27 protein-coding genes are annotated in these 23,595 nt (G+C 68.5%); 10 read left to right on the top strand and 17 right to left on the bottom strand.

Annotated elements, in window-relative coordinates:
- Window positions 1-224 precede the first annotated feature (224 nt).
- The gene (gene ctaD / locus D0D37_RS25920) at window positions 225-1,997 is read right to left on the bottom strand and encodes an aa3-type cytochrome oxidase subunit I (RefSeq protein WP_116203203.1); all 1,773 of its coding nucleotides are present in this window, start codon (window positions 1,995-1,997) and stop codon (window positions 225-227) included.
- 136 nt (window positions 1,998-2,133) lie between these two features.
- Here ctaD and D0D37_RS25915 point away from each other — a divergent pair, with 136 nt between their 5' ends.
- Entirely contained in the window at window positions 2,134-2,964 is an 831-nt protein-coding gene (locus D0D37_RS25915) for a phosphotransferase enzyme family protein (RefSeq protein WP_116203202.1), read from the top strand.
- Here the strand turns inward: D0D37_RS25915 and D0D37_RS25910 are convergent.
- Window positions 2,957-3,694, bottom strand: coding sequence for an alpha/beta fold hydrolase (locus D0D37_RS25910; RefSeq protein WP_116203201.1), 738 nt, complete (start codon window positions 3,692-3,694; stop codon window positions 2,957-2,959). The two genes, D0D37_RS25915 and D0D37_RS25910, sit on opposite strands and share 8 nt — an antisense overlap.
- Window positions 3,695-3,755: 61 nt before the next feature.
- Here D0D37_RS25910 and D0D37_RS25905 point away from each other — a divergent pair, with 61 nt between their 5' ends.
- Window positions 3,756-4,268 (top strand): GNAT family N-acetyltransferase, encoded by a 513-nt coding sequence (locus tag D0D37_RS25905; RefSeq protein ID WP_244223678.1) that lies wholly within the window; start codon window positions 3,756-3,758, stop codon window positions 4,266-4,268.
- 199 nt (window positions 4,269-4,467) lie between these two features.
- Here D0D37_RS25905 and D0D37_RS25900 read toward each other — a convergent pair whose 3' ends face one another.
- Window positions 4,468-4,773: a hypothetical protein gene (locus D0D37_RS25900; protein ID WP_116203200.1), complete on the bottom strand. Its 306-nt coding sequence runs from the start codon at window positions 4,771-4,773 to the stop codon at window positions 4,468-4,470.
- 184 nt (window positions 4,774-4,957) lie between these two features.
- On the bottom strand, window positions 4,958-6,082 hold the full coding sequence (locus D0D37_RS25895) for an alkaline phosphatase family protein (protein ID WP_116203198.1): 1,125 nt from the start codon (window positions 6,080-6,082) through the stop codon (window positions 4,958-4,960).
- A gap of 45 nt (window positions 6,083-6,127) precedes the next feature.
- On the opposite strand from D0D37_RS25895, the gene D0D37_RS25890 reads away from it, so the two are divergent.
- Window positions 6,128-6,331: an FmdB family zinc ribbon protein gene (locus D0D37_RS25890; protein ID WP_116203196.1), complete on the top strand. Its 204-nt coding sequence runs from the start codon at window positions 6,128-6,130 to the stop codon at window positions 6,329-6,331.
- A gap of 71 nt (window positions 6,332-6,402) precedes the next feature.
- On the opposite strand, the gene D0D37_RS25885 is transcribed toward D0D37_RS25890, so the two are convergent.
- Window positions 6,403-7,515 (bottom strand): trans-sulfuration enzyme family protein, encoded by a 1,113-nt coding sequence (locus D0D37_RS25885; protein ID WP_116203195.1) that lies wholly within the window; start codon window positions 7,513-7,515, stop codon window positions 6,403-6,405.
- A 59-nt stretch (window positions 7,516-7,574) separates the two neighbouring features.
- Here D0D37_RS25885 and D0D37_RS25880 point away from each other — a divergent pair, with 59 nt between their 5' ends.
- A complete protein-coding gene (locus D0D37_RS25880) occupies window positions 7,575-8,090 on the top strand; it encodes an Lrp/AsnC family transcriptional regulator (protein WP_116203194.1) in 516 nt (171 codons plus the stop codon).
- Between the two features lie 54 nt (window positions 8,091-8,144).
- Here D0D37_RS25880 and D0D37_RS25875 read toward each other — a convergent pair whose 3' ends face one another.
- Window positions 8,145-8,549, bottom strand: a complete 405-nt coding sequence (locus tag D0D37_RS25875) for a winged helix-turn-helix transcriptional regulator (protein ID WP_116203193.1) — start codon at window positions 8,547-8,549, stop codon at window positions 8,145-8,147.
- 149 nt (window positions 8,550-8,698) lie between these two features.
- Between D0D37_RS25875 and D0D37_RS25870 the strand changes: the two genes are divergently transcribed.
- Window positions 8,699-9,652: an SMP-30/gluconolactonase/LRE family protein gene (locus D0D37_RS25870; protein ID WP_116203192.1), complete on the top strand. Its 954-nt coding sequence runs from the start codon at window positions 8,699-8,701 to the stop codon at window positions 9,650-9,652.
- Between the two features lie 27 nt (window positions 9,653-9,679).
- Entirely contained in the window at window positions 9,680-10,114 is a 435-nt protein-coding gene (locus D0D37_RS25865; protein ID WP_116203190.1) for a GNAT family N-acetyltransferase, read from the top strand.
- On the opposite strand, the gene D0D37_RS25860 is transcribed toward D0D37_RS25865, so the two are convergent.
- From D0D37_RS25860 to D0D37_RS25830, 7 genes are all read right to left on the bottom strand, one after another.
- A complete protein-coding gene (locus D0D37_RS25860) occupies window positions 10,108-11,874 on the bottom strand; it encodes a 3-hydroxyacyl-CoA dehydrogenase family protein (protein WP_116203188.1) in 1,767 nt (588 codons plus the stop codon). The genes D0D37_RS25865 and D0D37_RS25860 overlap by 7 nt on opposite strands.
- Window positions 11,875-11,991: 117 nt before the next feature.
- Window positions 11,992-12,678 carry a dihydroxyacetone kinase phosphoryl donor subunit DhaM gene (gene dhaM / locus D0D37_RS25855; RefSeq protein ID WP_116203187.1) on the bottom strand — a complete coding sequence of 229 codons (687 nt, stop codon included), beginning with the start codon at window positions 12,676-12,678 and terminating at the stop codon, window positions 11,992-11,994.
- A complete protein-coding gene (gene dhaL / locus D0D37_RS25850; protein ID WP_116203231.1) occupies window positions 12,675-13,298 on the bottom strand; it encodes a dihydroxyacetone kinase subunit DhaL in 624 nt (207 codons plus the stop codon). The genes dhaM and dhaL overlap by 4 nt, the downstream gene beginning before the upstream one ends.
- Window positions 13,298-14,299 (bottom strand): dihydroxyacetone kinase subunit DhaK, encoded by a 1,002-nt coding sequence (gene dhaK, locus D0D37_RS25845; RefSeq protein ID WP_116203185.1) that lies wholly within the window; start codon window positions 14,297-14,299, stop codon window positions 13,298-13,300. Before dhaK ends, dhaL begins: the two co-directional genes overlap by 1 nt.
- Window positions 14,300-14,378: 79 nt before the next feature.
- The gene (locus D0D37_RS25840) at window positions 14,379-15,383 is read right to left on the bottom strand and encodes a DUF3558 domain-containing protein (RefSeq protein WP_208720150.1); all 1,005 of its coding nucleotides are present in this window, start codon (window positions 15,381-15,383) and stop codon (window positions 14,379-14,381) included.
- A 47-nt stretch (window positions 15,384-15,430) separates the two neighbouring features.
- Window positions 15,431-15,706 carry a hypothetical protein gene (locus D0D37_RS25835; RefSeq protein WP_116203183.1) on the bottom strand — a complete coding sequence of 92 codons (276 nt, stop codon included), beginning with the start codon at window positions 15,704-15,706 and terminating at the stop codon, window positions 15,431-15,433.
- A 10-nt stretch (window positions 15,707-15,716) separates the two neighbouring features.
- On the bottom strand, window positions 15,717-17,414 hold the full coding sequence (locus D0D37_RS25830; protein ID WP_116203229.1) for a sodium:solute symporter family protein: 1,698 nt from the start codon (window positions 17,412-17,414) through the stop codon (window positions 15,717-15,719).
- 287 nt (window positions 17,415-17,701) lie between these two features.
- Between D0D37_RS25830 and D0D37_RS25825 the strand changes: the two genes are divergently transcribed.
- A complete protein-coding gene (locus D0D37_RS25825; RefSeq protein WP_116203181.1) occupies window positions 17,702-18,127 on the top strand; it encodes a hypothetical protein in 426 nt (141 codons plus the stop codon).
- Window positions 18,128-18,143: 16 nt separating this feature from the next.
- On the opposite strand, the gene D0D37_RS25820 is transcribed toward D0D37_RS25825, so the two are convergent.
- Window positions 18,144-18,869 carry a TetR/AcrR family transcriptional regulator gene (locus tag D0D37_RS25820; RefSeq protein ID WP_208720149.1) on the bottom strand — a complete coding sequence of 242 codons (726 nt, stop codon included), beginning with the start codon at window positions 18,867-18,869 and terminating at the stop codon, window positions 18,144-18,146.
- Window positions 18,870-18,958: 89 nt separating this feature from the next.
- Between D0D37_RS25820 and D0D37_RS25815 the strand changes: the two genes are divergently transcribed.
- Window positions 18,959-19,543, top strand: a complete 585-nt coding sequence (locus tag D0D37_RS25815; RefSeq protein WP_116203178.1) for a flavodoxin family protein — start codon at window positions 18,959-18,961, stop codon at window positions 19,541-19,543.
- Between the two features lie 6 nt (window positions 19,544-19,549).
- On the opposite strand, the gene nucS is transcribed toward D0D37_RS25815, so the two are convergent.
- Window positions 19,550-20,209, bottom strand: coding sequence for an endonuclease NucS (gene nucS / locus D0D37_RS25810; protein ID WP_116203176.1), 660 nt, complete (start codon window positions 20,207-20,209; stop codon window positions 19,550-19,552).
- 102 nt (window positions 20,210-20,311) lie between these two features.
- Between nucS and D0D37_RS25805 the strand changes: the two genes are divergently transcribed.
- A complete protein-coding gene (locus D0D37_RS25805; protein ID WP_116203174.1) occupies window positions 20,312-20,851 on the top strand; it encodes an NUDIX domain-containing protein in 540 nt (179 codons plus the stop codon).
- A gap of 136 nt (window positions 20,852-20,987) precedes the next feature.
- Here D0D37_RS25805 and D0D37_RS25800 read toward each other — a convergent pair whose 3' ends face one another.
- Both D0D37_RS25800 and D0D37_RS25795 read right to left on the bottom strand, forming a co-directional pair.
- Complete coding sequence (locus tag D0D37_RS25800; RefSeq protein ID WP_116203173.1) at window positions 20,988-21,761, bottom strand: enoyl-CoA hydratase-related protein; 774 nt, start codon at window positions 21,759-21,761, stop codon at window positions 20,988-20,990.
- Entirely contained in the window at window positions 21,734-22,732 is a 999-nt protein-coding gene (locus D0D37_RS25795) for a GlxA family transcriptional regulator (RefSeq protein ID WP_116203228.1), read from the bottom strand. The genes D0D37_RS25800 and D0D37_RS25795 overlap by 28 nt, the downstream gene beginning before the upstream one ends.
- A gap of 72 nt (window positions 22,733-22,804) precedes the next feature.
- Between D0D37_RS25795 and D0D37_RS25790 the strand changes: the two genes are divergently transcribed.
- A complete protein-coding gene (locus tag D0D37_RS25790) occupies window positions 22,805-23,353 on the top strand; it encodes a cysteine hydrolase family protein (protein ID WP_116203172.1) in 549 nt (182 codons plus the stop codon).
- Window positions 23,354-23,595: the final 242 nt, after the last annotated feature.

The raw sequence follows: 23,595 nt of genomic DNA, 5'->3' as shown, positions 1-23,595 counted from the left end.
GGGCGAGGCAGCGAGGCTGGGCGGTGGGTTGAGTTCTCGTGAGCGTTCATCCCGGTTCTAACCGGCACAAACACTCACGAGGCCCCGCCAGCGCCGCCGCCCGCACGCCTCGGCCACCCAGCTCGGGCAGGCTCCGGCACGACAGCTCCCGGCAGGAAAACGGCGCGTGCCCGGCCGAGAGAATCCTCGACCGGGCACGCGCCGTGCAGTTGTTCCGAGCGCCGTTACTGCTCGCTCGCGTTGTCCTTGCTGTGGTCGCCCGGCATGGTGGCGTCCACGAGCTTCTGCGACGGGGCCCCGACGTGCTTGGCCTTGCCGAAGAAGCCGATCTCGCCTTCCGCGTGAAGGCGTTCGACCATGTGCGGGTAGTGCAGCTCGAACGCGGGCCGCTCGGAGCGGATCCGGGGCAGTTCGGTGAAGTTGTGCCGCGGCGGCGGGCAGGACGTGGCCCACTCGAGCGAGTTGCCGTAGCCCCACGGGTCGTCGACCGTGACGATCTCGCCGTACCGGTAGCTCTTGAACACGTTCCAGATGAACGGCAGCGTGGACGCCCCGAGGATGTACGCGCCGATCGTGGAGATCGTGTTCAGCGTGGTGAACCCGTCGCTGGCCAGGTAGTCCGCGTAACGCCGCGGCATGCCTTCCGCGCCCAGCCAGTGCTGCACCAGGAACGTGGTGTGGAAGCCGATGAAGGTGGTCCAGAAGTGCCACTTCCCGAGCTTCTCGTCCATCATCCGGCCGGTGATCTTCGGGAACCAGAAGTAGATCCCGGCGAAGGTCGCGAACACGATCGTGCCGTAGAGGACGTAGTGGAAGTGCGCCACCACGAAGTAGCTGTCCGACACGTGGAAGTCGATCGCCGGGGCGGCCAGCATGATGCCGGTCAGACCGCCGAAGAGGAACGTGACGATGAAGCCCATCGAGAAGATCATCGGCGTCTCGAAGGACAGCTGGCCCTTCCACATCGTGCCGATCCAGTTGAAGAACTTCACGCCGGTCGGGACCGCGATGAGGAACGTCATGAACGAGAAGAACGGCAGCAGGACCGCGCCGGTCGCGTACATGTGGTGCGCCCACACCGCCACCGACAGCGCCGCGATCGACAGCGTCGCGAAGACCAGCCCCTTGTAGCCGAACACCGGCTTGCGGCTGAAGACCGGGAAGATCTCCGACACGATCCCGAAGAACGGCAGCGCGACGATATAGACCTCTGGATGGCCGAAGAACCAGAACAGGTGCTGCCACAGGATCACCCCGCCGTTGGCCGGGTCGAACACGTGGGCGCCGAGGTGCCGGTCCGCCAGCAGGCCGAACAGGGCCGCGGTCAGGATCGGGAACGCGAGCAGGATCAAGATGCTCGTGATCAGGATGTTCCAGGTGAAGATCGGCATCCGGTACATCGTCATGCCGGGCGCGCGGAGACAGACCACCGTGGTGATCATGTTGACGCCGCCGAGGATCGTGCCTAGACCGGAGACCGCCAGACCGGCGATCCACAGGTCGGCTCCCACGCCTGGCGAGTGGATCGCGTCCGACAGCGGCGTGTAGGCGAACCAGCCGAAGTCGGCGGCGCCGCCCGGGGTGAGGAAGCCGGACAGCACGATCAGGCTGCCGAACAGGAACAGCCAGAACGAAAACGCGTTCAGCCGCGGGAACGCCACGTCGGGCGAACCGATCTGCAGCGGCAGAATGAAGTTCGCGAACCCGAACAGGCTCGGCGTCGCGTACAGCAGCAGCATCACCGTGCCGTGCATGGTGAACAGCTGGTTGTACTGCTCCTGCGACAGGAACTGCTGTCCCGGCTGGGCCAGCTCCGTGCGCATGAGCATGGCCATCGCGCCGCCGACCATGAAGAAGGCGAACGACGCGACGAGATACATGATCCCGATCTGCTTGTGGTCCGTCGTGCGGAACAACCGCAGCAGGTACGAACCCTTTGCCGTCTCGCGCGCGGGATACGGGCGCGTCGCGATCGGCTTGGGGGCTACGGCCGTCACTCCTGCCTCCAACACTGCAACCTTGTGGTGGTCAACTTCGGGGCGCTCGGGCTCAGGCGGACCTGATTCCGGGCGGTCAAGGGGATCGTAGCCCTCGGTACCGACAGTCGCTCGCACCGGCTGGTTAGATCACCGCGTGACCGACCCGTACCGCGCCGCGGCGGTCTCCGCCGCGTTCGCCGTCGGCCGCCGTTTCGGCCTCCCGGCCGATGCCGCCGAGGTGCTGCACGAGCGCTCGAACGTGCTGGTGAGGATGGGTCCGGTCGTAGCGCGGGTCCCGGCCACCACCCGGCTGCTGCGGCCGGACGCGACCGCGTGGCTCGAGCGGGACGTCGCCCTTTCGGCCTACCTCACCGAACGTGGTGTGCGCGTCGTCTCACCGGCCTCGGATCCCCCGGCCGGACCGCATTTCGCCGAGGGCCTGCCGGTCACGCTCTGGCACTGGACCCCGCACGATCCGGACCATCGGCACGGGCCGGACGAGACCGCCGGATCGCTCGCCCGGGTCCACGCCGCGCTGCGTGACTACCCGGGCGAACTGCCCTCCCGCGGTCCCGTCAGCGAACTCCTGGACACCGTCGCCCGCAACGGTTCGCTGCTGGACGGCTACGCCGACCGGATCCGCGCGGAAACCGAACGGCTGGCCGCGCTGCTGCCGTCCGGCCCGCTTCAGGCCCTGCACGGCGACGCACACCCCGGCAACCTCATCGAGACCGCCGAAGGCCCGTGCTGGCTCGACTTCGAGGACACCTGGCGCGGACCGCTCGAATGGGACCTGGCGATCCTCGCGCGACAGGGCGGTCCGGAGTTCCTCGCTGCGTACCCGGGCGAAGCAGACGAAGCCGTCCTAGAGACGTGTACGCAGCTTCGCTCGCTCTTCGCGGTGGCTTGGCGCTTCCTGATCGCACAACGCTTCCCAAACCGCTTGGCCGAAGCGCGCACCGCGGCGGCCGAGTACTTCAGCTGACCCAGCCGAGGATCGCTTCGACCACACCGGCCGGGTCCTCCAGCGGCGTCAGGTGCCCGACGTCCGGGAGGACGGCGAGAGTCGCGTCGGGCAGCGCTTCGACCATGGTGTTGGCGGCGTCGAGCGGCGTGATCGCGTCGCGCTCCCCCATGATGACGAGCGCCGGGACGTCGGTTTCGCGCAGCAGGTCAACGGAATCGGGCCGGTTGCGCATCGCCCGCGCGGCCCAGGCGACTCCGGACGGCGGCTGCGCGTCGATCGATTCGCGCACGCGCTTTTGAACAGCCGCGGACGCGGTGTCGGCCAGCAGGTTCGGCAGGTTCGCGTCGGCCAGCCAGCCCTTGACGCCTTCGGCCTCGGCGCGGTTCGCGACGTCGAGCCGGGTCTGCGCGGCTTCGGGGGTGTCCGCGGTGGCCTTGGTGTCGACGAGGACCAGCCCGCCGACGCGCTCGGGAGCCTGCCGGAGGACGGCCAGCGCGAGGTAGCCGCCCATCGAACAGCCGCCGAGAATCACCTGATCAAGTTCGAGCTTGTCGAGAAGCGCGACGACGTCCCGGGCCGCGTCGGCGAGATCCGGGTCGGCTTCGGTCTCCGGCAACGGGCTCCGGCCGAGACCGCGCTGGTCCGGCGTGATGACCCGGAACCGCTCCGCGAGCGGCGCGCGGACCGGGTCCCACATGCGGGCGTCGAGCGGGAAGGCGTGCAGGAGCACCAACGGCAGTTCGGTCATGCCGGAGATTGTCGCTGTTATCGGCGCGATTTTTGTCGGACCCCGTCGTTATGGTCGGGGCGTGACAGAGATCGTGACGGAAAGGCTGGTGCTGCGGCACTTCGTGGAGACCGATCGGCAAGCAGTGGGGGAGATCCAGAGCGACCCGGAGACGAACCGGCACAACCCGCGTCCGCCGGACACCGCGACCACCCAGGTGATGTTCGACAGTTGGCTCGAGCACTGGGCGAAGTTCGGCTACGGGTACCTGGCGGTCCGGGAACGGGGCAGGCCGGAATCCGCGGACGGGTCGGACGTGCTCGGCATGACCGGAGTGCGCACGCGGGAATTCCGCGGCGAGAAGGTGCTGAACCTGGCATACCGCTTCCGCCCGTCGGCGTGGGGAAAGGGCTATGCGGAGGAGGCGGCGCGGGCGTCGGTGGAGTGGGCGGAACGGGAGATCCCGGCGATCCCGGTGCTGATCAGCGTGGCGGTGGCGAACGTGCCGTCGCTGCGGGTGGTGGAGAAGCTGGGATTCACGGAGTATGTGGAGGAGGAGTACGAGGGGGCGGTTTCGCGGCATTTCCGGCGGTGACGGGGTTTTTGCAGTGGCGGCGGACTGGTCTACTGGCCGGTCCAGGAGGAGGCCGACGGCCGAACTCGCTTCTCCGGTATTGCCGGTATTCGAGTGCGTGGCCGGTACTCGAGTGCGTGGTCGTATTCGCCTGCGCTGCGGGCGGACGACCGCGTTGGCGGCATTCGTCCATTGTGGACAGGCGAGTAGGGATTTCTCCTTACCAACGCCGGTTCGGCCGCCGCCGGGCCCGGGCCTCCCAGCAAGGCCGGTGCCAATGCCTGCGATCCGCGACGCCGCCGGTCTCGTCCGCGGGCCACACGACCAGGTGCGGGACGCCGGGCCGGATCTCGTGGTCGCAACCGGGACAACGGTAGGTCTTGGCGGCCTGCGAGCCGGGAACGGTGCGCACCAGCCAGTCCCCGTCGGGACCGGATTCGCTGCGGGCCCAGCCGCTGACCGCACCGGCGTCCGGCCGGTCGCCGGGCGCGGGACGGCCTCGGCCGGGTCGATTGCGTCTGGGCACGCAGCCACGGTAACTGGGCGTCGACGGGGCGGCTCAACAGGTGGGACCTGCGCGTCCTGAATGAATAGTGCCTGCTGAGCGGCGCGTCTGGACCGCCAGGCAACTGCACTGGCCACCGGGCGAATCGACTCCGCGCTCACCCGCTTGACCCGCGCAGCCGCACACCAAGCCAAGCCGAGCGAAATCAACCCCGCGCGATCGCCAGCGGGACCAACTGCTCCGCCGACGTCAACGAGCCGTGCTGGCCCACCAAGTTCGACTCCACCGCTTCGGCCAGTTCGCGCACCATCCCGAACGTCCCGGTCGCCGCCGCGACGACGTCGCCGATTCGCGGGCGGATTCGGTCGCTCACCGCGGCACCGAACCAACCTGCCTCGATTGCCTCCTCGCGCGGCAAAACCCAGGCCCGCGCACCCAGCACCTCGCGCCACGCGGCCACGACATCCGCCGTCGCGCCGGGTTCCGTATAGACATGCCGCGCGCGGACTTCGCCGCCGAAAGCGCGGACGCCTGCCAGCAGTTCCGGAGTGTCCTCCAGGTTCAGTTTCTCCTCGACGGTCACCATCCCGTGATCCGCCACCACCGCAAGGACGGCACCGGCGGGCAATCCATCCACAATGGACTCCACCAGCCGGTCGACCTGGCGCAATTGCATCCGCCACGCGGTCGAGCCGGGGCCGTAGAGGTGGCCCAGCAGGTCCAATTCACTGTGGTAGGCATAGCAAAACGCGCGCGAGGACAGTACTTCCAGGGTCCGCGCGGCCAGGTCGCCGAGTGCGTGCACCCCGGCGTATCGGGCACCGCTTTGCGTCGCTTGGGTGAGGGCAGTGTTGGCGAAATGCGCCGAGGACACCACGGCGGCCTCGATACCCGCGGCAGCGGCGCGTTCGAAGGTGGTCGGGAGAGGTTGGACTTCACGGGGCGGCAGAGCACCGCGGAGGTCGCTGCCGTCGTCGTGGGAGCGCCAGCGCAGGGCGTTCAGTACGCCGGTTCCGGGGATCTCGAAGGTGTAGCCGACCATGCCGTGCTCGCCGGACGCCAGACCGGTGCCGATCGCGGCGACGCCGGCCGCGGTGGTCGACGGGAAGCCGACTCGCAGGGGGCTGCTGGCCAGTTCGGTGAGGACGGGCGCGTCCGCGGCGTGCTGGGCGAGCAGTTCCCAGCCGAGGCCGTCGATGAGGAGCACGCAGGCGCTGCGGGCTTCGGGCAGCGCCAGGCCGCCGTCCTCGCCGGGCACGCCCAGCGCGCCGAGCAGGGCGGGAACGACCTGGCCTAGGTGCGGAACATCCGCGTACTGGGGAACATCCACCCGGACAGCTTCCCACCGACGCGACCCGCCAGCGATAATCAAGCCATGCCCACCTACGCCTACCGCTGCCGCGACTGCACCGAGACCTTCGAACTCCAGCGTCCGATGGCCGAATCCAACGCACCCGCCCCCTGCCCGGAGGGCCATGCGGACACGGTCAAGTTGCTCACGACCGTCGCGCTCACCGGCTCGGCGGCCGCACCCGCACCGGCTGGCGGAGGTTGCTGCGGAGGCGGTTGCTGCAGCTGATCAGCGGGAGGTCAGTTCGCCGCGCAGCATCCACCGCGCAGACCGGCGGCGGACGCTGCGACGGCGACTGATCAACAACCCTTCAACGCCTGATCCAGATCAAGCCACAAGTCCTCGACATCCTCCAGCCCGGCCGAAAGCCGCAGCAGGCCGTGCGTGATGCCGGAGCCCGTGCGGTCGTCCTCGGCGACGATCCGGTGCGTCAGCGAAGCCGGGTGCTGGATCAAGGTGTCGACGCTGCCCAGGCTCACCGCGGGCGTGATCAGCCGGACCGCGCCGATGACCGCGTGCGGGTCGCCGGTTACCTCGAAAGCCACCAAAGGCCCGCCCAGCTTCGGGTAGTGCACGGCGCTGACCGACGGGTGCGAAGCTAGCCGCGAGGCCAGGACAGCGGCGGTCTCCGAGGCGGCCTTGACCCGCAGCGGGAGCGTCGACAGGCCACGCAGCAACAGGTATCCGGCGAGCGGGTGCAGCACGCCGCCGGTAGCGAAGCGCAGGGAACGCAAGCGCGCGGCTTCCTCGGCGTCGCAGGCCACGATGCCGCCCATGACATCGCCGTGGCCGCCCAGGAACTTTGTCGCGCTGTGCAGCACCATTCGGGCGCCGAGGCGGCCGGGGCGCTGGAGAACCGGCGTCGCGAAGGTGTTGTCGACCAGCACCGGAACGTCTCCGCACGCGGCGGTCAGGGCGGCGATGTCCAGTTCGCTCAAGGTCGGATTCGCCGGCGTCTCCACGAAAACCAGGCCGGTGTCGGGGCGCAGCGCGGCGGCGACATCCTCGGGGGCGGTCCAGGTGACCTCGGTGCCCAGGAGGCCGGTGGTCAGCAGGTGGTCGGTGCAGCCGTACAACGGCCGGACGCCGACGATGTGCCGTTTTCCTTGCGTCACCGCGGAAAGCAGGCACGCGGAAACCGCCGCCATGCCGCTGGCGAACGCCACCGCGTGGTCGAAGCCTTCGAGTTCCGCCAGCGCCTGCTCGAACCGTTCGACGGTCGGGTTGCCGATCCGGCCGTAGATGCCGGTGACGTTCCCGCCCGCGGCGAACTCGTCGATCCGGCGGGCCTCCTCGGCGCTGTCGCGCGCGGGGTAGGTCGTGGAGAAGTCGAGCGGGACGGCGTGCAGGCCCAGGTCGGCGAGATCGTCGCGACCGGCGTGGACGGCTCGGGTGCGCAAGGCGGAAGTCATGGCAGTCACGTTCGGACAAGCAACGGCCGCAAAGCAACATTCTCGGATAAGATTCAGCGATGAACGGCAGCATCGAACTCAGTCCGGTTGATCTTGAGATCCTGCGGGTGCTGCAGAACGATGCCCGGACGTCGAACAAGGAGCTGGCGGCCGCGGTCGGGCTCGCGCCGTCCACCTGCCTGGACCGGGTGGCCCGGCTCCGCGAGACCGGCGTGATCACCGGCCAGCACGCCAAGGTCGACGCGGCGAAGGTCGGCCGTCCGCTGGAGGCGTTCCTGTTCGTGCAGGTCCGGCCGCATCGCCGGCCGCTGGTCGAGCAGTTCGTGGAGCATCTGCTGGCACTGCCGGAAATCCGCGCGGTCTACCACTTGACCGGACCGGACGACTTCCTCGCGCACGTCGCCACCACGTCGGCCGCCGAGTTGCAACGGCTGGTGCTGGACGAACTCACCTCCCGCGACGAGGTCGCCCGCGTGCATACGAACCTCGTGTTCCAGCAGTGGCAAGGCGGGCCGCTGCTGCCGCCGGACGGCGAACCCGCCCAGGGCGCGCGCATCCGCCAGCGCAACCGATGAGCTGCGCAGACTCGGATATGCGAATTACGCGCGTCGGAATAGCCTTCGAACTGCTCAGCTGACCTGCTCAGCGCGGTGATCGTACTCCTCGCGGGCATCGAGAACCTCGCTCAAATGCAGCACCGACCACTCCGTGAGCGCCTTCAGGGGCGCCCGCAGCGACACGCCCAACGGAGTCAGTGCGTACTCCACGCGCACCGGCACGGTCGGGTACACCGTTCGCCGGACTATGCCGTCGCGTTCGAGGGCGCGCAGCGTCTGGGTGAGCATCTTCTCGCTCACTCCGGACAACCGGTTGCGCAGCTGGGTGAACCGGCACGGCCCCTGTTTGCCGAGTTCGCCGAGCACGAGGATCGACCACTTGTCGCCGATCCGGTCGAGCAGGTCGCGGGACGGGCATCCGCGCTCGTACGGATCCCACGAGGGTGTCGCCCCGGTCACGGCCTTGGCGGTTGCCACAGCGCTCACCTCACTGCTTTCCGATGGGTGGCTACCTTACCAAAAAGTGGCTACTTCCCGATGGGAAGTGGCCGGGCCATCGTGGACCGCAACGCCGCGGGAAGCCCGCGGCAGGAAGTCCTCGTCACCACCGGAAAGGTGCTCCCACGATGTCCCCCCGCACCGCGCTTTTTGCCCTCACCGCGATGTCCACCGCCCTGACCGCCCTCGCGTTTCCCGCCACTGCCGCGACCCGCGAGGACGGCCTCTCCACGATCACCATCAACGGCGCCAACGCCTATCCCGAAAGCATCGCGACCGACAACCGCTACATCTACACCGGCAGCATCGCCGACGGCACCGTGTACCGCGGACGCCTCGGGTCGAAGGCGCTCGATCCCTTCCTGCCCGGCGGTCGCGACGATCGCACCGAGGTCTCCGGGATCAAGATCAGCGGCAATCGTCTGGTGGTCGCCGGCGCTTTCACCGGGCGCTTGTTCACCTACACCAGCACCGGCAAACTCGTTGCCAGCTACAGCGTCCCCGACTCGGGCGAGAAGACCCTCGTGAACGACGAAGCCGTCGCCCCCAACGGCGACGTCTACGTCACCGACTCGTTCCGCCCCGTGCTCTACCGGATCCCGGCCGCCGAGGTGCACGGCCCGGCAACCGGCGCCCACCGAACCTTGCAGGCGGCCTCCCGCCTGCCGGACTACGTCGCCGGCCAGTCCAACGGCAACGGCATCGTCGCCACCCCCGACGGAAAGTCGCTGATCATCGGCTACTGGTACAGCGGCGCGCTCTACCGGCTTACCCTCGCGACCGGCGAAATCCGCAAGATCGCCGCGCCACCCCTGACCAGCGCCGACGGCATGATGCTGCGAGGGAACACGCTGTACATCGCACGCTCCGTAAACAATGAGATCACCACTGTGCGGCTGTCCTGCGATTACACCCAGGCCACCGTCGTCGGCGAACGCACCTACCCGGGGGCCGACACCACCACCGGCGTCGCCGTGAGCGGGGACCGACTGCTGGTGAGCAACTCCCAGATGAACGGGTACCTGCGCGGCGACCCGCCGACGAGCCCGGTGTTCACCCTCGAAAGCCTGCCACTGCGCTGATTACGCGCAGCAGCGCAAGATAGGCGCGTGCAGATCAACTTCCTGACCGAAACCGACCGCGCCGACTGGGAAGTCCTCGCCCGCGGCAAAGACGCCTACTTCGACGTCGAACGCACCGACGGCAGCTACGACCGGACCTGGCGCCGCTTGCTTGACGACGACCGGATCCGCGGGGTCGCCGCCAAGCTCGACGGCACGATGGTCGGCATCGCGCACTACCTGTTCCACGCCAGCATCTGGTACTCCGGGAAGTGCTACCTCGCCGACGTGTTCGTGAACGAGAACGTCCGGCGAAAAGGTGTCGCGACGGCGTTGATCGAGTGGGTTGCCCGCGATGCCGACGAGCAAGGCTTTCCGTCGCTCTACTGGAACACCCTCGAAGACGCCCCGGCCCGCGCGCTTTACGATCGGGTCGGCAAATACCACGACGGCTTCATTCTCTACACGTACAAGCGTCAGTAGTCCTTAAAGCCCTTACCAGTCTTGCGACCCAACCGTCCTGCCGTCACCAGGTGTTCCAGCAACGGCGCCGGGGCGAAACCTTCCTCGCGGAACTCGTTGAACAACGTCCGCTCGATCGCCAGCGAAACGTCCAGCCCCACCACGTCCAGCAATTCGAACGGGCCCATCGGCAACCCGCAACCGACCTTCATCGCGGTGTCAATGTCGTCCGCCGACGCGTAATGCGCCTCCAGCATTTTCACCGCGTCGTTGAGATACGGGAAAAGCAGCGCGTTCACGATGAATCCGGCTCGGTCGCCACAATGCACCGGGTGTTTGCCGACCGCCGCACACACCGCGGTCGCGGTCGCGGTGACGTCCGGGGCGGTCGCGATCGTCGAAACCACTTCCACCAGTTTCATCACCGGCGCCGGATTGAAGAAGTGCAGGCCGACCACGTCGCCGGGACGCGAGGTCGCCGCCGCGCATTCGATGACCGGCAGCGAGGACGTCGTGGTCGCGAGCACCGCGCCCGGCCGGACGACCTCGTCCAAGGCTGAAAACACCGCCTGCTTAACGGAAAGCTCCTCGGCCACCGCTTCGACCACCAGGTCGACGTCGGCCAGTTCCTCGAATTCCGTCACCGGCCGGATCCGGGCGAGCGCGGCCGCGGCGTCCTCTTCGGACAGTTTGCCCTTCACCACGGCCTTGTCGAGCGACTTCTTCACCTTCGCCACCGACGCGTCGGCCTTCTCCTTGCTCCGCGCCCGCAGCACCACGTCGAAACCGCGCTTGGCAAACACTTCCGCGATGCCGGTGGCCATCGTTCCGGTGCCTATCACGCCGACGGTGCGCACTTCGCGAGCCACCGAAGAGTCCACTTCGGACGATGCGACGGAATCCACCACCACCGGCGAATCCGGCGCGTCGTAGGCGTAGAAACCGTGCCCGCTCTTGCGTCCGAGCTGCCCCGCGGTGATCATCTGCTTCAGCAGCGGCGCGGGCGCGTGCAGCCGGTTGCGGGATTGGTGGTACATCGTGTCGAGGATTTCGTACGCGGTGTCCAGCCCGATCAGGTCGAGCAGCGCGAGCGGGCCCATCGGGTAGCCGCAGCCGAAACGCATCGCGGCATCAAGATCTTCGCGGGTGGCATACCGCTGCTCGTACATCCGCACCGCGTGGTTGAGGTAGCCGAAGAGCAGCGCGTTCGCGATGAACCCGGCCCGGTCGCCCATCACCACCGGCGATTTGCCCAGCCGCTGCGCGAATTCCACGACGTCGGACACCACGTCCGGCTCGGTCACCACCGTGCGCACGACCTCGACCAGCTTCAACACCGGGGCCGGGTTGAAGAAGTGCATCCCGACGACCTTGCCCGGCCGCGCGGTGTGCACGCCGATCTCGGTGATGGACAGCGAGGACGTATTGGACGCGAACACCACGTCCGGCCGCGTCACCTGGTCCAACTGGGTGAACACCTCGGCCTTCGCCGCGAGGTTCTCCGGGATCGCCTCGATCACCAAGTCCACTTCGGACAGATCGGCGAGCGAGGTGGTGGTGCGGATCCGGCCCAGCAGCGCCTCCCGGCCCGCCTCGTCGAGCTTTCCGCCCGCGAGCGCCCGCTCGGTCGAATGCCGCACGTGGCCGAGGCCGCGTTCGACTCCGGCCTCGTCGAGTTCCACCGCGACCACGTCAAGCCCGCTGCGGGCGAGCACCTCGGCGATGCCCGCGCCCATCGTGCCAAGACCGACCACACCGACCGTCGAGATTTCCCGTGCCACCAGGCCTCCAGAGGTTACCCGCTGGTAATTGCCGCTCACTGTGCCACGCGAGCCCCTCGAAAGCACATCGGAATCGAGTCAGTCCCGGCGAAGTCACCCGGTCGGAAACGGCCCGGGTCACTCCCCGAAGTTCGCCTCCACCAGCTCAGCCACCTTGGCGACCGCCTCGGACGCCTGCAGTCCGCGAGCCCGCACCACGATCCGGTCGCCTTGGCGCGCGCCGAGCGACATCAGCGCCAGCACGCTGTGCGCGTCCGCCTCCTGCTCGCCCAGCCGGATCGACACCTCGGCCTCGAATTCGGCAAGGCTGCGCACCACGACCGCGGCCGGTCGCGCGTGCAGCCCGACGTCGTTGGTCAGCGTGAATTCCTTCTCCACCACGCCTTCCTCGCCAGCCGCCGACAGCTCCACCGCGGCCAGGTCGGGTGCGACACCGGCACTCGCCGCGGCCTCGCCCACCGCCTTGGCGTTCGCGCCGCCCTGCGCCGCGACGGCCGCCGCCACCGCGCCTTCCACCAGCGGCGCGTCGACCACCACCGCGGCGGACGGGTCGGCCAGCGATTCCACGGCCAGTTCGGCGGTCATCTGCGCACTGCCGAGGTCGTAGAGCAGCACCACGCCGTCACCGGAGTCCGCGCGCTGAGTGGCCGCGACGACCTCGTCGTAGTCGGTGCCGATGCCGCCGCCGTCGGGCAGCCCGCCCGCCGGGACGATCCGGACGTCCGGGGCCATCTGGGCGGCCAGTTCGGCCAGCCCTTCGGCCAGTTTCGCGCTGTGCGACACAAGAACGATTCCGACGGTCACCGGGCCGCCTCCGCGAACGCGCGCAGCAGCAGCGCCGTCGAACGGGCGCCCGGATCCATGTGTCCCACCGCGCGTTCCCCGAGGTACGAGGCACGGCCCTTGCGCGGGATCAAGTCCACAGTGGACTCCGCGCCGCGGTCTGCCCCGTCGGCAGCCGCGGTGAGCACGTCGGCGATCGTGCCGTCGGCAGCGCCTTCAGCCGCGGAGATGGCCGGGATCAAGGCATCGACCATCGTCGCGTCGCCGCCCACTGCCTTGCCGCGCGCCTGCACACCCTCCAACGCAGCGCGCAGTGCGTCCAGCAGCAACGGCACGTCGATCTCCGCCGCGTCGCCGAGCTTCGCCGACGCACGCAGGAATGCCGTGCCGTAGAGCGGTCCGGCCGCGCCGCCGACCTTCGAAATCAGTGTGGTGGCAGCGAGTTTGGCCACCCCGCCCGGCGTTTCCGGCACTGCGGTCTCCAGTGCGGAGACGATCGCGGTGAAGCCCCGGCTCAGGTTTTCGCCGTGGTCGGCGTCGCCGATCGCGCGGTCCAGATCCACCAGTTCGGTGCGGTGTTCGGCGATCACCTCGGCTGCGGCGCGCAACGCGGCCGCGACCCCTTCGGCTGTGCAGGCCATCAGATCCCCCACCGCAGCGCGGGCGTGCGCACCGGCGCGTCCCACAGCCGCGTAAGCTCGTCGTCCAATTTCAGCAGGGTCAGGCTGATGCCCTGCATTTCCAGGCTCGTGATGTACGGGCCGACCAGCCTGCGCTCGACCAGGATCCCGCGTTCGGCCAGCAGCCGCTCGGCGATGCCGTGCGCGAGATACAGCTCCAGCTGCGGCGTGCCGCCCATCGAGTTGGTGAACAGCAGCACCTTGTCGCCGGACTCGAACGGCAGGTCGGACACCACCGCCTCGACCATCCGGGCGACCAGCGCGTCGGCCGGTTCGGCCGGGATCCGCTCGCGGCCGGGTTCGCCGTGGATGCCGATGCCGAACTCGATCTCGTCCGGTCCCAGGTCGAAACTCGGCTCGCCGGCGTGCGGGACGGTCGGCGCGGACAGCGCCACCCCGATCGACCGGACTTGTCCGATCACCTTGCGCGCCAACGCTTCCACCGCGTCCAGCGAATCGCCGCGCTCGGCCGCCGCGCCGGTGATCTTCTCCAGCAGCACCGTGCCGCCGACACCGCGCCGCCCGGCGGTGAACGTGGAGTCCTTGACCGCCACGTCGTCGTCGATGACCACGCTGCGCACGTCCAGGTCCTCGGCCGCGGCCAGTTCGGCGGCGGTCTCGAAGTTCAGCACGTCGCCGGTGTAGTTCTTCACGATCAGCAGCGCCCCGGCTGGACCGGTGGTGGCCGCGATCGCGTCCTGCACCGCGTCCGGGGTCGGCGAGGTGAACACCGGCCCGGGCACCGCGGCGTCGAGCATCCCCAGGCCGACGAACCCGCCGTGCAGCGGTTCGTGCCCGGACCCGCCGCCGGACACCACGGCGACCTTGCCCGGCACCGGCGCGTCCGCGCGCACGACCAGCGCCGGGTCGTCGCGCACGCGCAGCAGGTCCGCGTGCGCGATCGCGAGCCCTCTGAGCGATTCGGCGACAACGGCCGCCGGATCGTTGATGATCTTCTTCATGGCGGACCTCCGGCACCTCGGCGGCGTGGACGACCCCAACCTATGAGGTCGCCGGGCGCGCCGCAAAGCGCCCCACGGGTCACGCCGCGGGCAGTTTCCCGGCCAGCTGCTTGGCCAGCCCGACGGTCTTGCCGCACGGGTCGTCCTTGTCCGGCTGGGCGTCGGAGTTCGAGTACTCCAGCTGGACAACCTCGACGTGGTCTTCCTTCCACTGCCGGTGCTGCCATTTGACCTGGCAGCTCGACCCGGAGGTGCCCTGCTTCGCGTAGGCCTGGCTCGGCGTGCCGACATCGGCCTTCAGCCAGCCGTCGCCCTCGCTCGGCACGACGCCGGGGAACATCGTCACCCGGACGCTCGGGATCAGGCCCCACTCGCACGAGTGCAGCCCGGACGCCCGCGGGGTCCCGCCCTTCACGACGCCGTCCACCGCGGCCTGGTCGAGTACCGTGCACGGGTCGACGGCCAGCAGCGAGCCTGGGCCCGGCGTGTACTTCTGCGGGTTGTTGTGCAGTTTCTCGACCGCCGTCGCGACGAGCTTGCGACCGGCCGCGCAGGCGTCGCCGCCGGTGTAGTCGATCCGGAAGGACACCCCGAAGGCCGGGTTCCGCGCGGTGAGCGCGCTGACCACGCAGCCGGATCCGCCGCCGAGGTCCGGCACCTCGACCTGCGGCAGCCCGCCGACCGCACCGGTGGTCTTGTCCGAAGCGAACGTCACGATGCCGCCGACCTCGACGCTCGCCCGGATTTCCTTGCCGCCCGGGTCGTTCGCCTTGGCGACACAGGAGTCGAACTGCGTGCTCGACGCGGTCGCCTCGCCCTGGATCGTGCCGAGCGGGCTCATCGCCGTCTTGTCCACGAACTGGCACGGCAGCAGGTCGCGCAGGACGGCGGGGGCGACCGCGGGATCGGTGATGGGGCCGGACGTCGCGGCGCTGTCCCCGGCGGCGGGGACGGTCGTGCGCGCGAAGTTCTCCTTGCCCAGATTCGGGCCGCCGCACGCGGACATCGCGGCCGTCGCGACCAAGCCCGCGGCGACCAGGGCGGACAACTTCGGGAACCGGCCGAACCGGCGATCGTGCACCACGTCCGGCAACCTAGCGGGCCAGGTTGCCGGACGTGGTCGCAACCCGGTTATTCGGCGGGTGACTCTTCCGTCGTTTCGGCGGAAGGCGGCACGACCAGCGGCCGCAGCACCGCCCACAGCACGAACAACGCGGTCACCACCAGCAGGCCGATGCCCGACCAGAGGTTGATGTTCACGTCGGCGGCCTTCTTCAGGTCGGCGTCGCTGGTGAACCCGGCGCCCATGATCGTGAGGATCACGCCGTAGACGCCGAGCAGCAGCGCGATGATCAGCCGGATGTCGAAGGCGCCCGCCTTGTGCGGCCGCGAGGTTTTCTCGGTCATGCGGGCCTCCTCAGAAGATGATGTTGAGGGCGATGGTGAGCACGAGGACGATGCCGGCCAGCAGGCCCGGCTTGCGGTACCAGCCCGCGTTCTCGCCGGTGTTGTCGTGCTTGAGCGAATCGCGCGGCGTGAGCGAGTAGACCAGGCCGACCAGCTGCGCGTCCGGCTTCGGCTGAGTGGCCAGCGAAACCCCGACGCTCACCACGATGTCGACGACGAACGCGGTGCCCGCCGCGACGAAGCTGGTGCCCTGCCCGGCGAGCGAAAGCACGTCCAGCTGCGAGAGCGCCCAGATCGTGATCGCCGACGCGGTACCGGCCACCAGGCCGATCCAGCCCGCGGCCGCGGTCATCCGCTTCCAGAACATGCCGAGGATGAACGTGGCGAACAGCGGCGCGTTGAAGAAGGAGAACAGGTCCTGCAGGTAGGTCAGGATGTTCGCGGACTGCGACGCGACGAACGCGGTGCCGATGGCCAGCACGGTCGCCCAGACAGTCGTCTTGCGGCCGAGGCTCAGGTAGTAGCCGTCCGGCTTGTCCTTCTTCACGTACGTCTGCCAGATGTCGTACGTGAAGACGGTGTTGAACGAGCTGAGGTTCGCCGCCATGCCCGCCATGAACGACGCGAGCAGACCGGCGATCGCGATGCCGAGGATGCCGTTGGGCAGCAGGTCGCGCATCAGCAGCAGGAGCGCGTTGTTCGCGGTGACCCCGCTCGGCGCGGCCTTGTCCTGCAGCAGAAGTCCCTTGTCCTGCAAGTACTCCGGCACCACGACCCCGGCGATCATGCCGGGAATGATGACGATGAAGGGCACCAGCATCTTCGGGAACGCGCCGATGATCGGCGTCCGCCGCGCGGCCGACATGCTCTTCGACGCCATCGCGCGCTGGACCTCGACGAAGTTCGTCGTCCAGTAGCCGAAGGACAGCACGAAGCCGAGACCGAACACGATGCCGAGGACGGACAGGAAGTTGTTGCCGAACCCGGTCAGGTTGTCGCCGGGCCAGGAGTGCAGCTGCGCGGTGCCGCCCGGGCTGTGCGTGATCTTGTCGACCAGGCCCTGCCAGCCGCCGACCTTGACCAGGCCGACGATGGTGAGCGGCAGCAGCGCCACGACGATCACGAAGAACTGCAGCACCTCGTTGTAGATCGCGGCGGACAACCCGCCCAGCGCCGTGTAGCCGAGCACGATGGCGGCGGCGACGACGATCGACACCCACAGCGGCCAGCCCAACAGCAGGTTCACGACGCTGGCCAGCAGGAACAGGTTCGCGCCGGCGATGAGGATCTGCGCCGCGGCGAAGCTGATGCCGTTGACGAGGTGCGCGGTCGGCCCGAACCGGCGGCGCATGAACTCGGGCACGCTGCGGACCTTGGAGCCGTAGTAGAACGGCATCATCACCAGGCCGAGGAACAGCATCGCCGGGATGGCGCCGATCCAGAAGTAATGGACCGTCGGCAGGCCGTAGAGGACGCCGTTGGCGGACATGCCCATGACCTCGACCGCGCCGAGGTTCGCGGAAATGAACGCCAGGCCGGTGACCCACGCGGGCAGCGACCGGCCCGACAGCAGGAAGTCGAGACTGCTCGACACCTGCCTTCGCGCGAGAGCGCCGATGCCGAGCACCAGGACGAAATAGAACGCCAACTCGATGTAGTCGATCGGACTCGCGTCGAGCCGCAAGTTCGCGTCGGCGAGGAACGGCACCCCTGCCACCTCCGAATCAAACATTCTCACACAGAAAACACCATCGTTCCTGTCAGACCGGGACAGTACTGCATGGATTCCGAACAGGCACCCCGACACCGCGGTTTTTCACCAACCTGCCGCTGACCTGTGCATTCCGCGTGCCCGGAAGCACCAGTGTTGAGTCCTGTCGCTTCGCCGGGCAAGGACTCACCAACGGCGCGAATTCACCCGTTCCGGGAGAGTTCCCGCCGGGCCGCCCCTAAGCTCCCGGCACCGCCGGCGCCTTCGGAAAGGACCTCGCCGCGATGACCGGCCCCACGATCCGCATGCCCGGACGGCTCCGCACCGCGCTCGCGCTCGCGTTCCTGCAAGTGCTCATGAACGGCGTGTTCGGCGCGTCCGCCCAGCTGCAGATCGCCAAGCAGCGGAGCGGCGGCGAGGAGCCGTTTTCGATCCTGTACGCGATCACGTGCTTGTACTACGTCTTCGCCGCGGGCCTGCTGGTGTCCTGGATCGCGATCCTGTTCAGCTACGGCTGGGGACGATGGTCGCTGCTGGCGTTCGAAATGCTGTCCGCGATCGGCGGCCTGGCCAACCTGGCGGGCGGAAGCCTGGCGGCGGCGGTGGGTTTGATACTGGCCGGTTTGGTGGTGCCGACGCTGTTCCACGCGGAAACGAAGGCGTGGCTTGACGCGAAGGCTGCTCAGCGCCGAGCCGGATCGACGATCTGACGGATTCCGTCCGTCGTCATCGGCTGGCCTCGTTGAGCCGGACGAGCCATTCGCGCAGCAGACCGGCTTCGGAGACGCTGAAGCCCGCGTCGGTCACCGGGTCGGCGTCTTTGGTGGGGGCGACGATCCCGAGCAGTGCCTGCGCACGGTCGGCGATCGGGGAACTCTCGCCGGGTGCGGCTTGCTCGGTCAGCGCGTTGAGCACGATGTCGCGCAACGGCCGGATCAGCTCGACGTCCCGCGCTTCTTCCGGCTGGGCCAGCAGCAGCAGAACCGCGCCGGTCGTGGACGCCTCGATGGCCACCACAGCCGCCTCGACCGAGGTCCGAAGCAGGCCTTGCGCGTTGGCGCGTTCGAGCATGCCGCGCAAGATGGCCCGGTTTTCCACGGCCGCCGCGGGTTGACTGCCCGGCCGGACGCTTCCGTACATCAGCGTGTAGATCGCGGGATTGGCCAGCCCGAACGCGACGTGCACGTCCCAGCCGCGGCGCAGGTCGTCGATCGGGTCGGCACCGGGTTCGAACGCGCGTTTTTCCGCGAGGTAGCTCTCGAAACCGAAGGTGGCCACGGCGTCGAGGAGCCCGTCCTTGTCCGCGAAAAGCCGGTACAGCGTGGGTGTTTGCACTCCGGCCGCCGTCGCGACGGCCCGGGTGGACAGCCCGGACGGCCCGGCCGCGGCCAGCAATTTCACCGCTTCGCTCAGGATGCGCTCGCGCTGGTCGTCCGACCCATGGGATGCCATGTGCCGACGATAACAGATTTCTGTTGACGTTGACACTGACGTTGTCACGGTATTAGCGTTACCAACGTCAACACCGAAAGGATCCGCTCATGTCTTCTGTTCACGTCGCGATCGCTTACTACTCCGGATACGGGCACACGCTCGAGATCGCGAAGGCCGTCAGCGACGGGGTCGAATCAGTACCCAACACCCGCGTCGACCTGGTCGACGTAGCCGAAATGACCGACGCCACATGGGAAACCCTCGATGCCAGCGACGCGATCATCTTCGGGACCCCGACCTACATGGGATCGGCGTCCGGGGCGTTCCACGCGTTCGCCGAGGCGACCTCGAAGCGCTGGATGGCCCAGCGCTGGCTGGACAAACTCGCGTCCGGGTTCACCAACTCCGGCTCGATGAGCGGCGACAAACTGCACACGTTGCAGTACCTCTCGCTGCTCGCCGCGCAGCACGGCATGCACTGGGTCAGCCTCGGCCTGATGCCCGGCTGGAACACCACCACCAGCAGCGAACACGACGACAACCGGCTCGGCTTCTATCTCGGCGCGGGTGCGCAAACCTGGAACGACCAAGGCCCGGACGCTGTCCACGCCGCGGACCTCACCACGGCGCGCCACCTCGGAGCGCGGGTCGCGACCCAGGCCCTGCGGTATCAGCAGCCGCTCGCTTCGTAGCCTCTCTCAGAACAGCCGGAACTCGTCCGAATCCGTGCCGCGCAACGCGTCGTAGTCCAGAACGACGCAGCGGATCCCGCGGTCCTCCGCGAGGACGCGCGCCTGCGGCTTGATCACCTGCGCCGCGAACACGCCCTGCACCGGGGCGAGCAGCGGGTCCCGGTTGAGGAGTTCGAGGTACCGGGTCAACTGTTCAACGCCGTCAATTTCGCCGCGGCGTTTGATTTCCACCGCGACCGAACCGCCCTTGGCGTCGCGGGCCATGATGTCCACCGGCCCGATCGCGGTCGGGAATTCGCGGCGGACCAGGGTGTAGCCGTCGCCGAGGGTTTTGATGTGCTCGGCGAGCAGTTCCTGCAGGTGCGCTTCCACGCCGTCCTTCTGCAGGCCCGGGTCCACGCCGAGTTCGTGCTTCGAATCGTGCATGACCTCGGCGAGCGTGATGACGAGTTTCTCGCCGGCCTTGTTCTGGACCGTCCAGATGTCCGGGTCTTCGATCAGCCAGCACGGCGGCGACATCCAGTTGAGCGGCTTGTACGAGCCGCCGTCGGAGTGCACGAGCACCGAACCGTCGGCCTTCACCATCAGGACGCGGTTGGCCATCGGGAGATGCGCGGTCAGCCTGCCGACGTAGTCGACCTGGCACCGGGCTACGACGAGCCTCATCGGATCCGCCCCGCACGGAGCGGGCTGGCGAAACCGGCCGGAAGGGTTGGGAGCACGAGACGCACCCGCCGAGGGTAGGACAGTCTCGGTGATACTGGCGAGGTGGACCCCATTCAGCGTGTCGCGACCCGCGAGGTGTATCGGAACAACTGGATGACGGTGCGAGAGGACGCCATCCGCCGCGCCGACGGCAGCGACGGCATCTACGGCGTCGTCGACAAACCGACCTACGCACTGGTCATCCCGCTCGACGGCGACCGGCTGCACCTGGTCGAGCAGTTCCGGTACCCGCTCGGGATGCGGCGGTGGGAATTCCCGCAGGGCACCGCACCCGATCTCGCCGAGACCCCGCCCGCCGAGCTGGCTCAGCGGGAATTGCGGGAGGAGACCGGGTTGCGGGCGTCGTCGTTCACGGAACTGGGGATGCTCGACGTCGCGCCTGGTCTGGCCAGCCAGCGCGGGCACGTGTATCTCGCGACCGGACTCACCGAGGGCGCGCCCGAGCGGGAGCCGGAGGAGCAGGACATGCGGACGGCGTGGTTCAGCCGGACGGAGGTGGAGAAGATGATCTCCGCCGGGGAGATCTCGGACGCGCAGACGGTGGCGGCGTACACGTTGTTGCTGCTGCACGAACGCCGCTGACCACTCTCGCGATGCCGCTGGAACTGCGGTTTCTGCCCGAACGCCGCTTTGGTGCATAGCATCCACCAAAGCGGCGTTCGGTGCGTCAAATGCACCTCACTTTGGCGCGGCGCGAAACCGAGGCCAGGGTGCGGGGTCAATCCGTCCAGTCGGGTTTGCGCTTCTCCAGGAACGCCGCCATCCCCTCACGCGCGCCCGGCAGTTGGGAAGCCGACGCCATCACCTCGACAGCGATCCCGTATGCGTCCGCCTCCGGGCGGTCCAGCTGGGCGTACAGCGTCTGCTTCCCCATCGCCTTGCTCGCCCGGCTGCCGCGAGTCGCACGGCCGAGCAGCTCCGCGACGGCCTCGTCCAGGGAGTCGTCCGGGACCACGCGGTTGACCAAGCCCCAGTCCAACGCCGTGGCCGCGTCGATCACGTCGCCGGTCAAAGCCAGCTCCATCAGGCGTTTCCGGCCGATCGCGCGCGCCACCGGCACCGCGGGCGTATGGCAGAACCAGCCGCCCTTTCCGCCCGGCAGAGCGAAGCCCGACGACTCCGCCGCGACCGCCAGATCGCACGACGCCACCAGCTGACATCCCGCGGCCGTCGCCAGGCCGTGCACCCGTGCGATCACCACCTGCGGCACCGATTCCATCGTCCGCATGAGCGTCGTGCACAGGTTAAGCAGCTCGCGCACGCCCATGAGGTCGCGAGCTGCGACGTCGCCGAAGTCGTGCCCGGCCGAGAACACCGGCCCCGCGCCGGCCAGCACGATGCCGGTCGCGTCGGACTCGCCCGCCTCGCGGAACGCGGCGAGCAGCTCGCCGAGATGCTCGGCGGACAGCGAATTGCGCCGCGCCGCGCGGTTCATCGTGATGGTGACCGTGTCCCCGTCCCGCTTCACGAGGAGGTGCTCGTACTCGCCCATGCCCCGACCGTAACCCCGACCGACGGGATGCGGAAAGTGCGCCGATACGAATCCGGCCCGACCCCGACCTCCGCCCGCAGCCGTCGGCGCAGGTTCGCGGCACTGCCGAGCCCCGCCCGCTCCGCCACCCGAGCGACCGGCAGCTCCGTGGTCTCCAGCAGCCGCCGCGCATGCTGCACCCGCTGGACGAGCAGCCACCGCCCCGGCGTACTGCCCGTCGCGGCGGCGAACTCGCGATGAAAAGTCCGAGGACTCATCCCCGCATGCTTAACCAGGTCCGGCACGCCAATTTCCTCGGCGAGCCGAGCCATCGCCCAGTCCATTGTGGACGCTATCCCCGGCCGCGAAGCGTTGGCAGGCAACGGATCCTCCGCGTACTGCCGCTGCCCACCCTCCCGAACCGGCGGCATCACCAAACGGCGAGCAAGCCGCGCGGCAACATCCGCCCCATGATCACGACGTACCAAATGCAGGCAAAGATCAAGCCCCCCGACGACGCCCGCTGACGTAAGCACGCCGTCCTGCTCGGTGTACAACACGTCGCGACGAAGATCCGCAGCCGGTGCCACCGTCGCAAGCGCATCCAAGTCGTGCCAATGCGTGGTCGCAGGCCGCCCGTCGAGCAGCCCCGCCGCAGCAAGCGTGAAGGCCCCAGAACAAAGCCCAGCAACCGTCGCACCACCACGATGAGCCCGCCGAAGCGCGCCCCGCGCCGCAGCCGGAACCTCGGCGAGGGGGTCGTCCCGCCCCGGAGCGAGAACCAAGTCGCACTCGTCCAGCCCAGAAAGACCATGCGTCGCAACAACTTCACCGAACGGCGACACCCGCGTCCGCCCTCGCCCAGGAGCACACACGCGCACCGTGAACGGACCGATGCCGCTGTCAGTGCGGTCCTGAGCCCACACCTCCGCGATCACCGCCAGGTCGAACATCCGGCTGCCCGGCAGGAGCAGCACCCCGATCGTGCGCATGGCAGAAAAGTACCGCATCGCGCCTCTTATGCCACTCCCCTTTGCCGCGAGCCCCCGGCCAAAATCGTCCCCATGACCACCGCACTGCTGCTGATCGACGTCCAACAAGGGTTCGACGACGCCGAGTTCTGGGGCCCGCGCAACAACCCCGACGCCGAAGCGAACATCAAGGCCCTGCTGCAAGCCTGGCAGGACCGCCGAGACCCGGTCGTGCTAGTCCACCACGACTCCGTGAAGCCTGATTCGCCACTACGCCCAGGCCAGCAAGGCAACGACTTCAAACCCGAACTGGCAGACGCCCGCCCGGACCTGGTCTTCGGAAAGAAGGTGAACTCCGCCTTCCTGGGCGACGTAGACCTGGACGCCTGGTTCACCACCCGAGGCATCACCAGCTTCGTCCTGGCCGGAATCCAAACCAACTTCTGCTGCGAAACCACCGCCCGCATGGGCGGAAACCTAGGCTACGACGTAACTTTCGCCCTGGACGCCACCTTCACCTTCGCTTTGGAAGGCCCGGACGGCACCACCCTGACCGCAGAAGAACTAGCCAAAGCAACCGCGACAAACCTCCACGGCGGCGGCTTCGCAACAGTCAAATCCACCAAGGAAATCCTGGCCTAGCCGTCCGGGAGGGGAACCCTGAGGGACTCAGAGTCCCTCAGGGTTCCCCTCACGACCCACCCGAGGCCACACGAGGCCGCGCGAGGCCGTGAGGGGCCCCTTCACGGACCTAGATTCCCTCAAGGAGCCCTTCACGGACCAACGCCCCGCCCCCGCCTCAATGCACCAAACGCCACGCTGGAGCGATAGCCCCACCACCACCCAAAGGCAACCGACGCACCCAACAATCGAGGCACCCACAC

The organism is Amycolatopsis circi (assembly GCF_003385235.1).
GTDB lineage: Bacteria > Actinomycetota > Actinomycetes > Mycobacteriales > Pseudonocardiaceae > Amycolatopsis > Amycolatopsis circi.
The sequence above is the reverse complement of the archived record's forward strand: the minus strand, read 5'-3'. Positions and strand labels throughout refer to the sequence as shown.